This is a genomic window from Streptomyces sp. NPDC055966, from assembly GCF_042269865.1.
Taxonomy (GTDB): Bacteria; Actinomycetota; Actinomycetes; order Streptomycetales; family Streptomycetaceae; genus Streptomyces.
In genome coordinates this window covers 61,888-75,283 of record NZ_JBHJYK010000021.1, presented here as the reverse complement: position 1 = coordinate 75,283, position 13,396 = coordinate 61,888, and the positions used below count along the sequence as shown (strand labels likewise).

Sequence of the window (13,396 nt, the reverse complement as noted above, 5' to 3'; positions counted from 1 at the left end):
GGGCCGGATCCCCCGCCCGCGTCAGCTCGCCCCGGTGCCCGGCCCGGTGTGCAGGGCGTCCAGCCGCGCCGTCTCGTCCGCCGTCAGGCGCAGCGCCCCCGCGGCCACGTTCTCCACGAGGTGGTCGGGGTTGCCCGTGCCGGGGATGGCGAGGACGTGCGGGCCCTGGTGGAGGGTCCAGGCGATGCGGATCTGGGCGGGGGTCGCGCCGTGGGCACGGGCGATGGCGCGCACCTCCTCGTCGTGGGTGTCGGCCGCCGCGTGGGCGCCCGCCTCTCCGGCGACGGCGTAGAAGGGGACGAACGCGATGCCGCGCTCGCCGCACAGGCGGAGCATCTCGTCGTCGACGGGATCCGGCCGGTCCAGGGCGTAGCGGTTCTGGACGCTGACCACCGGGGCGATCTCCAGGGCCTCGGTGAGGTGGCGCGGTTCGACGCCGGAGATGCCGAGGTGGCGGACGAGCCCGGCCGTGCGCAGTTCGGCGAGGGCGCCGAAGTGCTCGGCGACGGAGTCCTGGCGCATCCGGCGCAGGTAGACGAGGTCGAGGTGGTCGCGGCCGAGCTGGCGCAGGTTCTCCTCGACGTGGCCGCGCAGTTGGTCGGGCCGGGCCGAGGTGCCCCACTCGCCGCAGTAGTCGCGGAAGGGGCCGACCTTGGTGGCGATGACCAGGTCGTCGGCGTACGGCGCGAGGGCGGTGTTGATGAGCTCGTTCGCGGAGCGGGTGGCCGAGAAGTAGAAGGCGGCGGTGTCGATGTGGTTCACGCCCAGCTCCATGGCCCGGCGCAGCACGGACAGGGAGCGCTCCCGGCTGCTGGGAGTGCCCAGGTGGAACGCGGCGCTGCCCGTCAGCCGCATGGCTCCGAAGCCGATGCGGTGGACGGGCAGATCGCCGAGCGTGACGGTGCCGGATGCTTCCGCGGTGATCGTTTCAGCGGTCATCCGGCGGAGTGTCGCACATCCGGCCGTCCACGCAAGCGAATTCGGGGAGGACGGCCGGGCCGGGGCCGGCTCAGCCGAGCGGCTTGTCCAGGACCGCCTTGCGGTGGCTGAACGTCTCGATGGAGTAGCGGCCGTGGTAGTTGCCCATGCCGCTCTCCCCCACGCCGCCGAACGGCAGGTCGGAGACGGTGAGATGGGCGAGGGGCAGGCCGTAGCCGAGGCCGCCGGAGGAGGTCTCGGCGGCGATGCGCCCGCGCGTCTGCTCGGACTCGCTGAAGACGTACAGCGCGAGCGGTTTGTCGCGGTCGTTGATGAAGGCGATCGCCTCGTCCAGGCCGGGCACGGTGACGATCGGCAGGATCGGGCCGAAGATCTCCTCCTGCATGACCGCCGACGCCGGGTCGACGTCCGCGAGGACGGTCGGGGCGATGTACTTGGCGGTGCGGTCGCTCGCGCCGCCCACGGCCACCCGGCCGGAGCCGAGCAGCCCCGACAGCCGGTCGAAGTGGCGCTCGTTGACGATACGGCCGTACTCCGGGGACTGCGCGGGGTCGGTGCCGAACAGCGTCTCGACCGCCCGCACCAGGCTGGTCTCCAGGGCGGCGGCGGTCTCGGGGTCGGTCAGCACGTAGTCGGGGGCGACGCAGGTCTGTCCGGCGTTGAGGAACTTGCCGCGGGCGAGCCGGTCCGCGACCACGTCCAGGTCGGCGTCGCGGTCGACGAACACCGGTGACTTGCCGCCGAGTTCGAGGGTGACCGGGGTGAGGTGTTCGGCGGCGGCGCGCATCACGATGCGGCCGACGGTGCCGTTGCCGGTGTAGAAGATGTGGTCGAAGCGCTCGGCCAGCAGGGCCGTGGTCTCCGGGACACCGCCCTCGACCACGGCGACCGCGTCGGTGTCGAGGTAGGCCGGGATCAGCTCGGCGAGGGCGGCGGAGGTGGCCGGGGCCAGCTCGCTGGGCTTGACGACCACGGCGTTGCCGGAGGCCAGTGCGCCGACCATGGGGGCGAGCAGCAGCTGCGCCGGGTAGTTCCAGGGGGCGATGACGAGGACGACGCCCAGCGGGTCGTACTGCGTCCAGGCCGTCGCGTCGGCGCCGAGGTGGGCCGGGACGGGCGCGGGCTCGGGGCGCAGCCAGTCGGCGAGGTGGTCCAGGGTGTGGTCGATCTCGCGGATCGTGAAGTCGATCTCGGTGCGATAGGCCTCGGTGCCGCTCTTGCCGAGGTCGGCGTGGAGGGCAGCGGCGAGGTCGGCGCCGCGTTCCGTGAGCATCGCGCGCAGGCGGCGCAGCTGCTCGGTGCGCCAGTCGACGGGCTTGGTGCGGCCGGTGGCGAAGGTGGCGCGCAGCCGGGCCACGATGTCGGCGGGCTGCTCGTTGGCGGGGTGGTTCACGGATGCCTCGCTGGGGGTGCCGGGCGGTTACGGCCCGAGCCTAGGACTCATTGGATGTAGTCGCCAACCTTTCAGGTCCTCAAGTTAATCCCGCCGGGCAGAAGTGATCACGCTCACACGCCCGGGCCACCCCCGCGCCGCCCCCGATACGCCCGCCCGGACCGGCCCCCGCCACGGGTCGCCCGCAATGGTCCGGAAGAATCCCCGCCATGACCACCACCGCGCATCCGCTCGTCACCCGCGCCCGCCGGCTCGCCGCCGAGCTGCTCGTCCCCGAGGCCGAGCGGGTGGACCAGGAGGGGGTGCCCGCGAGCCATATCGCGGCGGTGAAGCGGTCGGGGCTGCTCGGCGTGGGGGCACCCGTCGCGTACGGCGGCTCCGGCGCGCCGCCCGCGGTGCTGCGCGAGACCGCCGAGATCCTGGCCGGTGCCTGCTGCTCGACGTGGTTCGTGCAGACCCAGCACCACTCCCCGGTGCAGACCCTCGCGCAGAGCGAACTCCCGGTCCGTGAACGCCTGTTGGGCCCGCTGGCCCGCGGCGAGCTGCTGGCCGGGGTGGCGTACGCGCATCTGCGGTCGTATCCGCGGACGCCGGTGCGGGTCCGACGGGAGGCCGGCGGCCTGCGGTTCGACGGGACCGTGCCCTGGTACACGGGGTGGGGGCTGAACGACGTGCTGCTGCTCGCCGGGGTGACCGAGGCCGGCGAGGTGCTGTTCGCCTTCGCCGAGGCCCGCGAGCAGCCGGGACTGCGCGCCTCGGAGCCGATGCGCCTCGCCGCCCTCACCGCCGCGCGCACGGTGTCGCTGGAACTGTCCGGACTGCGGCTGCCCGAGGACGCGGTCGCCCTGCGGATGCCGTACGCACGCTGGGCACCCGGCGACCGGGCCCGGACGCTGAACGCCAACCCGGCGGTCTTCGGCGTCGCGCGCGCCGCCCTGGACCTGCTGGACGAGGAGCCGGCCGCCCCGCTGCGCGCCCGGCTCGACGACGTGCGCCGCCGGGCCTACGCCCTGGCCGACCATCCGGTGCCGCTGGAGCGGGCCGAGGAGCGGCTGGCCGTGCGGGCGGAGGCGTACGAGGTGCTGCGCAGGTCCACCACGGCGGCGATGGTCGCCGGGGGCGGCCGGTCGATGGCCCTGTCGAGCCGGGCCCAGCGCCTCGCCCGGGAGGCGCTGTTCCTGCTGGTCCAGGGGCAGACGACGGAGACCCGTACGGCACATCTGCGGGCGCTGGCGGCCGGCTGAGGCACACGGGGCGGGCGTCAGCGCCGTCGCAGCGCCCCCTGCGCCGGCGCACGGGTGACGACCGTCTCGGCCGCGGCGAAGCCGAGGCCCAGGTCACGGGGCCGGGTGGACCAGGCCGTGCAGGCCGAAGGCGTTGAGCGCGGTCTGGTACACGGCGGAACGGCCCCCCGGGGGAACCGCCGCCGTAGCTCGGGCACCGGCATGCGCACCCAGCGCGGCACCACCCCACGTGACGGCGGTGGAGACCTCGTTCGGTTCTTGCCTCATGAACCGGCCGTCTGCTGAGGCGAGTTGGTCAGCTCGTGAACGGCACCTGCGCCGAGGGGACGGACGCGCCGTCGTCGGGGTGTGTCCACAGTCCCTGGGCCGCGATGCGGGGCAGCACGCCCTCACCGAACCAGTACGCCTCCTCCAGGTGCGGATAGCCGGAGAGGACGAACTCGTCGATGCCGAGCGCGTGGTACTCCTTGATCCGCTCCGCGACCTCGTCGTGGCTGCCGACCAGCGCCGTGCCCGCGCCGCCGCGCACCAGGCCGATGCCGGCCCACAGGTTCGGGTGGATCTCCAGGCTCTCCCGGCTGCCGCCGTGCAGCGCGAGCATGCGCTGCTGGCCCTCGGACTCGCTGCGCGCGAGCCCCGCCTGCACGGCCCGGACGGTCTCCGGATCGAAGCCGTCGAGCAGCCGGTCCGCCTCCGCCCAGGCCTCGGCGGTGGTGTCCCGGGTGATGACGTGCAGGCGGATGCCGAAGCGCAGGGTACGGCCGTGCTCGGCGGCCAGCGCGCGGATCCAGGCGATCTTCCCGGCGACCTGGGCGGGTGGCTCGCCCCAGGTCAGGTACACGTCGGCGTACTTGGCCGCGACCTCTCCCGCGGCTGGCGAGGAGCCGCCGAAGTACACCTCGGGCACCGGGTCGGGCAGCCGGCTGAGCTTCGCGTCCTCGACGCGCAGGAACTCGCCGTCCAGGTCGACGCTCTTGCCGTCCCACAACTGGCGCACGATGTGCAGGAATTCGCCGGTACGACGGTAGCGGGCGTCCTTGTCGAGGAAGTCGCCGTAGGCCCGCTGTTCGTGGCTCTCGCCGCCGGTGACGACGTTGAGCAGCAGCCGGCCGCCGCTCTGCCGCTGGAAGGTGGAGGCCATCTGCGCGGCGAGCGTCGGCGAGACCGAGCCGGGCCGGAAGGCGACCAGGAACTTCAGCCGCTCGGAGTTCTGGCTGACCATGGCGGTGGTGAGCCACGCGTCCTCGCACCAGGCGCCGGTCGGGGTGAGCGCGGCGGCGAAGCCGAGCTGCTCGGCGGCGCGGGCGATCTGGCTCAGGTAGGCGACCGTGGGCGGCCGGTCCCGGCCCGACGCGGTGGCCGGGGTGCCGTGGCCGCCGCCGACGACATGGCGGCTGTCGCCGTTGGTGGGCAGGAACCAGTGGAAGGTGAGGGACACGTGGGGCTCCGTTCTCTGGTGTCCGTCGCGGCGGGCCGTGCGGTCCGTCAGAGCAGGCCGTGCCGGGGCGGCGGGGTGCCGGTCAGCGCGTACCGGCCGAGGTGCTGGATCTTCCAGCGGGCCGGGTCGTGCAGGGTGTGGGTGCGGGCGTCGCGCCAATACCGGTGCAGATTGAGGGAGTTGAGCGCGGAACGAGTGCCGGCCACTTCGAAGAGGGCACCCGCCACCTCCACCGCGGCCTCTCCCGCACGCACCTTGGCGGCGGCGACGGCGAGGGACGCCTCGGCCGCCGTGTCGTCGGTGAGCCGACCGCGGGCCGCGTCGACCGCGCGGGCCGCCTCCGTCAGCAGCGCCCGGGCCGTCCGCACCCGGAGGTCGAGTTCACCGAAGCGCTGGACGAGCAGCGGATCCTCGACGGCGGCGTCGGCACCGCTCTCGAACCACGGGCGGCTCTTGGTGCGGACGAACTCCGCGGCCTCCTTGAGCGCCCCGTCCGCGATGCCGGTGTCGATGGCGGCATGCAGCAACTGGGCCACGGCGCCGTGCAGTTGCGGCCCCTCGAAGGTGAGGTGGTGGGGCAGCACCCGGTCGGCGGGCAGGGGTACGGCGTCCAGGCGGACGGTACCGCTGGCCGTCGTCCGCTGGCCCATGCCGTCCCAGTCGTCGACGACGCTCAGGCCGGGGGCGTCCCGGGGGACGTAGGCGACGTGCAGGGTGTCGTCCGGGACGCGGGCGAGCACCGGGATCCAGTCGGCGAACAGGGCTCCGGTGGAGTAGTGCTTGACGCCGGTGAGCCGGTACGACCCGTCGGGTCGGGGTTCCAGGCGGGTGCGGATGTCCTGCACGTGCTTGGTGCCCGCTTCGGACTGCGCGTTGCCGAACCGGCGTCCGGCCAGGAGCTCGGCGAAGAAGAACTTCCGCTGCCGTTCGGTTCCCTGACGACGGATCACATTGGTGTACACGAAGTGGCTCTGCGGGATCTGGGCGAGGCTCGCGTCGGCCGTGCCGAGCAGCCGGAAGATCTCCGCGAGGGTGCCCATGGTGACGTCGGCGCCGCCGTGGTCGGCGGGCACCGTGACGGCGAGCAGCCCGGAGCGGGACAGCCGGTCCAGTTCGGCCCGGGGCAGGCGCCGTTCGGCGTCCCGCTCGGCGGCCCCGGCGCGGAACTCCGCGGCCAGGGCCGCCGCGACGGCGAGCGCCTCGGCGTCGTCGGCGATGACGTGTGCGGCGGTCATGGGACGGCTCAGCTCGCCGCCGCCAGCAGCGGGGTCCGGCCGAGGGCGGCGGAGAACTGGTCCACCACCTGCCCGAGCGCCTCGGCGGTGGCCGGGGCGACGGTCAGCGAGCCGTCCTCGCGCACGGTGATGTCCTTGTCGAGGGTGAACCAGCCCTGGACGATGTGGGCGGCGCCCATGGAGTTCAGCACCGGGCGCAGCGCGTAGTCGATGGCGAGGACATGGGCGGTGGAGCCACCGGTGGCCAGCGGCAGCACGGTCTTGCCGGTGAGCGCGTACTGCGGGAGCAGGTCGAGGAGCGCTTTGAGCACGCCGGAGTACGACGCCTTGTAGATGGGCGTGCCGATCAGGACGCCGTCGGCGCGGGCGAACAGTTCGGCGGTCCGGGCGATGGCCGGGTGGCGCGCGTCGGCGCCGAGCAGTGCCTCGGCCGGCAGAGCGCGGACGTCGAGCGCGATCACCTCGTGCCCGTGGGCGGTCAGCCGCTGGTCCAGGTGGCGCAGCAGGCGGCCGGTGCGGGAGGTGGCGGAGGGGCTGCCGGAGACGGACAGGACGGTGGCCATGCGTGCCTCGTTTCTGGTGCGCCGGGCACCCGTGCGTGGACGGGCGCCCGGGCGGAGGGCGGTCAGGAGTACCAGGTGGGTTCGGGCAGTTCGCCCTCAAGGACCCAGCGGCCGACCTCGCGTCGCTTGTAGGCGACGGGGTCGTGCAGGGTGTGCGTGCGCACGTTGCGCCAGAAACGGTCCAGGCCCTCCGCCGTCGCGGTGGCGCGGGCGCCGGTGACCTCGAAGATCCGGCTGGTGATCTCCAGGGCGACCTCGGTGGCGCGGGCCTTGACCGCGGCGACCCGCACCTCGAACTCGCCACGGGTCCGGGCGGTGACCGCGTCGGGGTCGTCGTGCAGCTTCTGTCCCTCGGCGGCGACCGCGTCGGCGAGCGCCTCCACGGCCCAGAGCTTGGCGGTGAGGTCTCCGTAGGTGTCGATGACGTACGGCTCGTCGACCGCGCGCTCGTGGCCTCCGTGCAGCCAGGGGCGGGACTTGGTGCCGGTGTAGGTGAGGGCCGTGTCCAGCGCGCCGTCGGCGATGCCGAGGTAGAAGCTGACGAACACCAGCTGGATGGTGGGGACGTTGAGGGTGTTGTAGACCCGCGGCCGGAACTCCTTGTCCACGTACCCGGCGGCGGAGGACCACGGGGTGCGGACCCCGTCGAGGGTGACGCCGCCGCTCTCCGTGAGCCGCTGGCCGATGTTGTCCCAGTCGTCGTGGAAGGTCAGCCCCTCGGAGTCGGACGGCACGATGGCGAAGACATGCTTCTCGGTGCCCTCCAGGACGCCTTCCAGGACGGTGACGTCGGAGACCCTGCTGCCGGTGGAGAACGACTTGCGGCCGGTGAAGACCAGGTCGTCTCCGTCCTCGGTGACGATCACGTCCTTGTCGCGCGGGTTGACGGCGCCGCCGAAGAACCAGCGGTCACGGGAGGCCTCGGCCTCCACATGCTCCCACTGCTCACGGGTGCCGACGAGCCGGGCGGCCCAGAACCACAGGTAGTGGTAGCCGAGGAGCTGTCCGATCGAGCCGTCGGCCTTGGCGATCTCGCGGACGACCCGGTAGGCGGTGGGCCAGTCCTGTCCCGCGCCTCCGTGTTCGACGGGGCCGAGCAGGGTGACGAGGCCGGAGTCCTTCAGCAGCCGGACCTCGGCGTACGGGGTGGCACCGGCCCGGTCGCGGGCTGCGGCGTCGGTGGCGAGGACGGCCGCCACCTCGGTGGCACGGGCGATCCAGTCCTCGGCGGTGGCGGGGGCGGGGCGGGTGGTCCAGTCGGTGTGCGCGTCGGTGCCGTCGGTGCTGCTCATTCGGGGTGACCTCTTTCTCGCGGTGCGGCCCGGTGCTCTTCCGGTGCGGCGCGAAAGGCGGGGGGAAGGAAAGGTCAGGCGTGGGCGGGTGCCGGGACGGGCTCGGGCTCGCTCCCGGGAAGCTGTGCCTCCAGCTCCCGTACGAGGGGGAGCACGCGCTTGCCGAAGTACTCGACCTCCTCGTGGTAGTGGAGGAAGCCGAGGAGGAAGAGGTCGACGCCGAGCTTCTTGTAGGCGACGATGCGTTCCGCGATCTGCTCGGGAGTGCCGATCAGGCCGGTGCGGAAGCCGTCGTTGTACTGGACCAGGTCCTCGAAGGCGGAGTCCTGCCACATGCCCTTGCCGTCGGCGGTGGACCGTCCGGCCTGCTGGACGGCGGCGCGGAAGCCGTGGACGGCCTCGGTGTCGGCCTTGGCGACGATCTCGCGCAGGGTCTCGCGGGCCTCCGCCTCGGTGTCGCGGGCGATGAGGAAGCCGTTGAGGCCGAACTTCGGTGCGCCGCGGCCGGCTTCGGTGGCGGAGGCGCGGACGTCGGCGAGCTGCTCGACGACACCGTCGTAGTCCTTGCCGTTGGAGAAGTACCAGTCCGAGACCCGGCCCGCCATGTGCCGGGCGGCTGTCGAGTTGCCGCCCTGGAAGATCTCCGGGTGAGCGCGCCCGGGGACGTCCAGCGGCTTGGGCTTCAGGGTGAAGTCCCGCAACCGGTAGAAGTCTCCGGCGAGTTCGGTGTGGTCCTCGGTCCAGATCTTCCGCAGGGCGGTGATGAACTCCTCGGACCGCCGGTAGCGCTCGTCGTGCTCCAGCCAGGGCTCGCCGAGCGCGGTGAACTCCCCCTTGAACCATCCCGATACGACGTTCACGGCGAACCGCCCGCCGGACAGGTGGTCGGCGGTGGCGCCGAACTTGGCGAGGACTCCGGGGTGCCACAGGCCGGGGTGGACGGCGGCGATGACCTTCAGGCGCTCGGTGGCCAGCAGCAGGGCGAGACTGAAGCTCGTCGACTCGTGCTGGTACTCGGCGCCGTAGCTGGCCATGTACCGGACCTGGCTGAGGGCGTAGTCGAACCCGTTGTTCTCGGCGAGCACGGCCAGCCGGCGGTTGTACTCGTATCCCCAGTCGGTGCGCTGTTCGATGGTGCTGGTGACGAGTCCCCCGCTGACGTTGGGGACCCAGTAGGCGAATTGCAGGGGTGCTGCGGGCATGCGGAACTCCTGGTGCGTCATGCTTTCGGGCACGCCGAATTCAGGTGCAGGCACGGTCGCCGCAAAGGGCGCGGGCGCACTTGAACGAAGGTGCGGGCACGGCGAATTCAGGCGAGAAAAGAGGAAGCCGAGAGCGAGGAAAAGGGGAAAGCGCGGCGGATCGCGGAGGGGTGATCAGGCCGCGGCGCAACAGGAGGCGCTGGAGACGCGTGCGAGGTCGACATGGCGTCGCCGCGTGAGGTCCAGTCGCATCGTCATGCCGTCGATCGTGGCAGCCGTCGGCGACGGCCGTCAAGGAGAACCCGACCGGTCTCGTATCGCGGACCATTGAATTTCACGAAGGTGTGACAGGAAAACCCTTGAACCTGTTCCACCCGGCCCCGCATTCTGCGGCGGTGCGTACCGAACAGCTGGAATACATAGCCGCCGTGACCCGGCTGGGTTCCCTGCGCCGGGCGGCCGACGAACTGCGTTTGTCCCAGCCCGCGTTGAGCGAGACGGTGCGGAACCTGGAACGGGAACTCGGTGTCGACCTTCTGGAGCGGAAGCGGTCGGGCGCGAAGATGAGCGCGGCGGGCCGGGAGCTGCTGCCGCACATCGTGAGCGTGCTGGAGGCGGTGGACCGGCTGCGGGCGGCGGCCGGCGAGCAGCACCGCATCAGCCGGATGGTGCGGGTCGGCACGGTCAACGCGGCGACCGTGCCGCTGCTCATCCCCGTACTGCGCTCGTTCCGGGCGGCGCATCCCGTCACCCAGGTCGAGGTGGTCGGCGCGCAGCAGACGGAGATCCAACGGGGCCTGGTGGAAGGCGGGTTCGATCTGGGCCTGGTCAACCACCTGGACGGCGACGACATGCCCGCGGGCATGGAGTGCACACAGTTGCTGCGGGGGCGCCCGGTGGTGTGCGTGCGCCCGGACAGCCCGCTCGCCGCGCTCGCGGTGGTCGGCGTCGAGGACCTGCTCGGCGTGCCGCTGATCGCGATGCGCGCCGGGTACGTGATGCACCGGTACGTCCACCGGCTGCTGTCGGGCCGCGTCCCGGCGTTCTCGTACTCGACGGACGGCGCGGAGATGGGCAAGCTGATGGTGGCCGAGGGGCTCGGGGCGACCGTACTGCCGGACTTCAGCGTCGCCGGTGACCCGCTGGAGCGCTCCGGCGTCCTCACCAGCCGGCCGCTGTCCGACGACACGACCAGGGTGCTGCTGACACTCCAGCGCCGCCGCGCGGAGTCGGTACCACAGGCGGCACACGACCTGCACGCGGCTTTCGTGCGGCGGGCACGGGAACTGACGGCGGGCTGACCGGCGGACCACGCGCCGCGCCGCCTTCGTCGTCGCCCTCGCCCTCACCCCGAAGCCGCGTCATGACCGTCTCGACCGTCCTGTTCACCTCCGATCTGCGGCTGCACGACCACCCGCCACTGCGGGCCGCGACAGCCGGGGCCCCCGGGTCGTTCCGTTGTTCGTGCGCGATCGGGGCGTGCCGGACGCCGGGTTCGCGGTGCCCGACCGGCTGGCGGCGGCTGGTGGTGCGCTCCGGACGTCGTCGAGGAGGTGTGCGCGGTGGCCGCGGTGGCGGGCGCCGACGGGGTGCACCTGGCGGCCGACGCGAGTGCGTACGCCCAGCACGGCGGGCGGCGGCTGCACGTGCACGACACGGCGACCCAGGCGTTCGCGCCCTGCTCGGTGACACCGGGCGCGGCGCCTCGGACCATTTCGCGGGCGTCACGCCGTACTTCCGCCACTGGTCGGCGCGGCGGCTGCGCGACCCGCTCGGTGCGCCGCGCGCACTGTCCGTCCCGCACTGCATCGCCTCCGGGGAGCTCCCCTCCCGCGCCGGGCTGTCGGATGTGTCCCCGGGGACGCCGGCCGGAGGCGAGCCGGCGGCCGGGAAGCAGCTGACCGCGTGGCTCCGTTCAGGCATCGCCGCGCACGAGGACCGGCACGAGGACCGGCCGGCGACGCGACCTCACAGCTGTCGCCCCGTCTGCACTGCGGCGCGCTCTCGCCCGTCGAACTCGCCCACCGCGCACGGAAGGCGGGCGGATCCGGCGACGAGGCGTTCGTCCGGCAGCCCGCCTGGCGGGACTCCCACCGTCAGGTGCCGGCCGCGCGGCCCGCCACGGCGGACATCGAGGCGTGGCGGGAGGGCCGTACCGGCGATCCGGTGATCGACGCGGAGTTGCGCCAACTGCGCCACGAGGGCTGGACGCACCACCGCGGGCGTGCTGACGGCGGGCTTCCTGACGAAGACGCCCTACGTCGACCGGCGCGTGGGGGGCGCGGCACTTCCTGGGCCTGCCGGCCGACGGGGCCCTGGCGAACAACCAGCCGAACTGGCAGTGGGCGGCGGGCACCGGCCCGACACCCGCCCCCGCCTCGGGGGCTGCCCGGGCCCGATCGCCGACCTCGCCGACGGTCCGGCCCGCTTCCGGCGGGCCTGAGCTCCGCCCGGGACGGAGCCCGACCGCCGAGCCCTACACATAAAGCCGAAATAAGGGCAAAATGGAAGCAAGCGGCGCTTATCTCACGTCGCACCAGACACGGCCTGGCCTGCGAAGTCAAAGGAGACGAGTCATGGCCAACCTGCACAGGGGTGATATGACGACCCACCCCGATGTCTCCGAAATGCGGGAACGCTACGCCCGTATGCTCGGCGGTCGCGATGTGGCGCTCGTGGACGGGCCGGTCTTCCTGCTCGGCCTGTACTGCGCGGCATCCCCGTGGATCGTGCACTACACGACGAGCCAGCCCTCGCTCGTGGCCCACAACCTGATCATGGGCATAGCGATAGGCCTGCTGGCTCTCGGCTTCACGCGTGCCCCCGAGCGGATGTACGGCCTCAGCTACGCCATGTGCGCCCTGGGCATCTGGATGATCATCGCGCCGTGGATCGTGGGCACGAGCCCCGACCGGGGCGTGATCATCAACAACATCGTCATCGGCGCTTTGGCGCTCGTGCTCGGACTGGTCTGCGCCGGCACGGCGGCGAGGAGCACACCCAGGCCGTAGCAGGAGACGCGAGCGACAGGAGAGCGCGAGCAGACACGGAGGGACAAGGAGACACGGAGGGACGAGGAAGGACAGCCGACCGGGTGCGGCCGGTCCGCCCGAGCGGGCCGGCCGCACCGCGCCCGCTCAGCGGCTCGGCACCAGCCAGGGCTCCTGCGGCAGGGTGCGCCCGGTCTCCAGCAGCGACTTGAGGTTGGACAGCACGGCCGGCCAGCCAGCGCCGACCTGCGAGCGCTCCTCCTCGCCGCCCAGCTCCTCGTGGACGACGGTCAGCCGGACGATGTCCTCGTACGGCTGGATCTCGAAGGTGACCCGGGAGTGCCGGTCCTCCCGGTCCTCGTCGGCGGGCGCGGCCCAGGTGGTGACCAGCCGGGCCGGCGGCTCGCTCTCGACGACGCGGCCGACGACGTCCTCGACGCCGGAACCGTCGGTCCGCACATGCGCCCAGCGGGAGCCGGGCCGCCAGTCGGACTCGTTGCGGTGACCCCAGTAGGCGGCCGTCAGGTCGGCGTCGGTGAGCGCCGCCCAGACCTTCTCGGGCGTGCTCGCGATGTAGGTGACGTACACGAAGCTGGGCTTGTCGGTCATGGCTTCCTCGGCTCGTCGCTTCAGGGCACCGAGCGCGCTCAGGCGCGGGCGCTCGAACTTCTCGATCCACCGCTCCTGGATCTCATGGAGCGGCACGGGGTTGAGGTAGTGCAGCTTTTCCCGCCCCCGTCGCACCACGCCGATCAGGTTCGCGGCCTCCAGGACGGCCAGGTGCTGGGTGACCGACTGGCGCGTCATGGCGATGCGCTCGCACAGCTCGCCCAGGGTCTGGCCGTTGTTCTCGTGGAGCCGGTCCAGCAGGCGTCGGCGCGTGTCGTCAGCCAGCGCCTTGAAGACCTTGTCCATCCCGCTGTCGTTCTCTGATCGCACACTCAACGTTATGCAGTCGATTACTTGCATGTCAAGCCGACCAGCAGATTCGCAGGCGCGTCCTTGGAATCTCCTGCGAATTCGCCCGTTCAATGATGGATTATGAGGTGATTCGAGGGGAACGTTACGAACACCTGTTACATGACGTATGGGTGACCTTG

General features: G+C 72.4%; 13 protein-coding genes and 1 pseudogene. 4 read left to right on the top strand and 10 right to left on the bottom strand.

What is annotated here, in order from left to right; translation table 11 throughout:
- Window positions 1–21 precede the first annotated feature (21 nt).
- Both ACFC8N_RS36110 and ACFC8N_RS36105 read right to left on the bottom strand, forming a co-directional pair.
- Window positions 22–939, bottom strand: a complete 918-nt coding sequence (locus ACFC8N_RS36110; RefSeq protein ID WP_376293152.1) for an aldo/keto reductase — start codon at window positions 937–939, stop codon at window positions 22–24.
- 70 nt (window positions 940–1,009) lie between these two features.
- Complete coding sequence (locus tag ACFC8N_RS36105) at window positions 1,010–2,332, bottom strand: aldehyde dehydrogenase family protein (RefSeq protein WP_376293150.1); 1,323 nt, start codon at window positions 2,330–2,332, stop codon at window positions 1,010–1,012.
- A gap of 209 nt (window positions 2,333–2,541) precedes the next feature.
- Here ACFC8N_RS36105 and ACFC8N_RS36100 point away from each other — a divergent pair, with 209 nt between their 5' ends.
- On the top strand, window positions 2,542–3,576 hold the full coding sequence (locus ACFC8N_RS36100; RefSeq protein WP_376293148.1) for an acyl-CoA dehydrogenase family protein: 1,035 nt from the start codon (window positions 2,542–2,544) through the stop codon (window positions 3,574–3,576).
- A 93-nt stretch (window positions 3,577–3,669) separates the two neighbouring features.
- On the opposite strand, the gene ACFC8N_RS36095 is transcribed toward ACFC8N_RS36100, so the two are convergent.
- The 7 genes from ACFC8N_RS36095 to ACFC8N_RS36065 all read right to left on the bottom strand — a co-directional run bounded on the left by ACFC8N_RS36095 (window position 3,670) and on the right by ACFC8N_RS36065 (window position 9,558).
- Window positions 3,670–3,843: a hypothetical protein gene (locus ACFC8N_RS36095; RefSeq protein ID WP_376293146.1), complete on the bottom strand. Its 174-nt coding sequence runs from the start codon at window positions 3,841–3,843 to the stop codon at window positions 3,670–3,672.
- Window positions 3,844–3,871: 28 nt separating this feature from the next.
- Window positions 3,872–5,014, bottom strand: coding sequence for an LLM class flavin-dependent oxidoreductase (locus ACFC8N_RS36090; protein WP_376293143.1), 1,143 nt, complete (start codon window positions 5,012–5,014; stop codon window positions 3,872–3,874).
- A gap of 47 nt (window positions 5,015–5,061) precedes the next feature.
- Entirely contained in the window at window positions 5,062–6,249 is a 1,188-nt protein-coding gene (locus ACFC8N_RS36085; protein ID WP_376293140.1) for an SfnB family sulfur acquisition oxidoreductase, read from the bottom strand.
- Window positions 6,250–6,257: 8 nt separating this feature from the next.
- Window positions 6,258–6,812: an NADPH-dependent FMN reductase gene (gene ssuE, locus ACFC8N_RS36080; protein WP_356032261.1), complete on the bottom strand. Its 555-nt coding sequence runs from the start codon at window positions 6,810–6,812 to the stop codon at window positions 6,258–6,260.
- A gap of 62 nt (window positions 6,813–6,874) precedes the next feature.
- Window positions 6,875–8,104 (bottom strand): acyl-CoA dehydrogenase family protein, encoded by a 1,230-nt coding sequence (locus tag ACFC8N_RS36075; RefSeq protein WP_376293137.1) that lies wholly within the window; start codon window positions 8,102–8,104, stop codon window positions 6,875–6,877.
- 74 nt (window positions 8,105–8,178) lie between these two features.
- Window positions 8,179–9,306, bottom strand: a complete 1,128-nt coding sequence (sfnG, locus tag ACFC8N_RS36070; RefSeq protein ID WP_356032267.1) for a dimethylsulfone monooxygenase SfnG — start codon at window positions 9,304–9,306, stop codon at window positions 8,179–8,181.
- A 174-nt stretch (window positions 9,307–9,480) separates the two neighbouring features.
- The gene (locus tag ACFC8N_RS36065) at window positions 9,481–9,558 is read right to left on the bottom strand and encodes a putative leader peptide (RefSeq protein WP_350786652.1); all 78 of its coding nucleotides are present in this window, start codon (window positions 9,556–9,558) and stop codon (window positions 9,481–9,483) included.
- Between the two features lie 143 nt (window positions 9,559–9,701).
- On the opposite strand from ACFC8N_RS36065, the gene ACFC8N_RS36060 reads away from it, so the two are divergent.
- The 3 genes and pseudogenes from ACFC8N_RS36060 (at window position 9,702) to ACFC8N_RS36050 (ending at window position 12,317) form a co-directional block, all read left to right on the top strand.
- Window positions 9,702–10,607 (top strand): LysR family transcriptional regulator, encoded by a 906-nt coding sequence (locus ACFC8N_RS36060; protein ID WP_362820890.1) that lies wholly within the window; start codon window positions 9,702–9,704, stop codon window positions 10,605–10,607.
- 62 nt (window positions 10,608–10,669) lie between these two features.
- A pseudogene (locus ACFC8N_RS36055) lies at window positions 10,670–11,681 on the top strand (FAD-binding domain-containing protein); the annotation flags it as partial.
- Window positions 11,682–11,882: 201 nt separating this feature from the next.
- Complete coding sequence (locus ACFC8N_RS36050; RefSeq protein WP_356032272.1) at window positions 11,883–12,317, top strand: SPW repeat protein; 435 nt, start codon at window positions 11,883–11,885, stop codon at window positions 12,315–12,317.
- A 126-nt stretch (window positions 12,318–12,443) separates the two neighbouring features.
- Here the strand turns inward: ACFC8N_RS36050 and ACFC8N_RS36045 are convergent, their stop codons facing one another.
- Complete coding sequence (locus tag ACFC8N_RS36045; RefSeq protein ID WP_376293311.1) at window positions 12,444–13,211, bottom strand: ArsR/SmtB family transcription factor; 768 nt, start codon at window positions 13,209–13,211, stop codon at window positions 12,444–12,446.
- Window positions 13,212–13,396 lie beyond the last annotated feature (185 nt).

Bases quoted from the DNA above. Each gene is read 5' to 3' on its own strand.
- ACFC8N_RS36110 (WP_376293152.1), bottom strand. From the start codon at position 939: ATGACCGCTGAAACGATCACCGCGGAAGCATCCGGCACCGTCACGCTC.
- ACFC8N_RS36100 (WP_376293148.1), top strand. From the start codon at position 2,542: ATGACCACCACCGCGCATCCGCTCGTCACCCGCGCCCGCCGGCTCGCC.
- ACFC8N_RS36095 (WP_376293146.1), bottom strand. From the start codon at position 3,843: ATGAGGCAAGAACCGAACGAGGTCTCCACCGCCGTCACGTGGGGTGGT.
- ACFC8N_RS36085 (WP_376293140.1), bottom strand. From the start codon at position 6,249: ATGACCGCCGCACACGTCATCGCCGACGACGCCGAGGCGCTCGCCGTC.
- ssuE (WP_356032261.1), bottom strand. From the start codon at position 6,812: ATGGCCACCGTCCTGTCCGTCTCCGGCAGCCCCTCCGCCACCTCCCGC.
- ACFC8N_RS36075 (WP_376293137.1), bottom strand. From the start codon at position 8,104: ATGAGCAGCACCGACGGCACCGACGCGCACACCGACTGGACCACCCGC.
- sfnG (WP_356032267.1), bottom strand. From the start codon at position 9,306: ATGCCCGCAGCACCCCTGCAATTCGCCTACTGGGTCCCCAACGTCAGC.
- ACFC8N_RS36065 (WP_350786652.1), bottom strand. From the start codon at position 9,558: ATGCGACTGGACCTCACGCGGCGACGCCATGTCGACCTCGCACGCGTC.
- ACFC8N_RS36050 (WP_356032272.1), top strand. From the start codon at position 11,883: ATGGCCAACCTGCACAGGGGTGATATGACGACCCACCCCGATGTCTCC.
- ACFC8N_RS36045 (WP_376293311.1), bottom strand. From the start codon at position 13,211: ATGGACAAGGTCTTCAAGGCGCTGGCTGACGACACGCGCCGACGCCTG.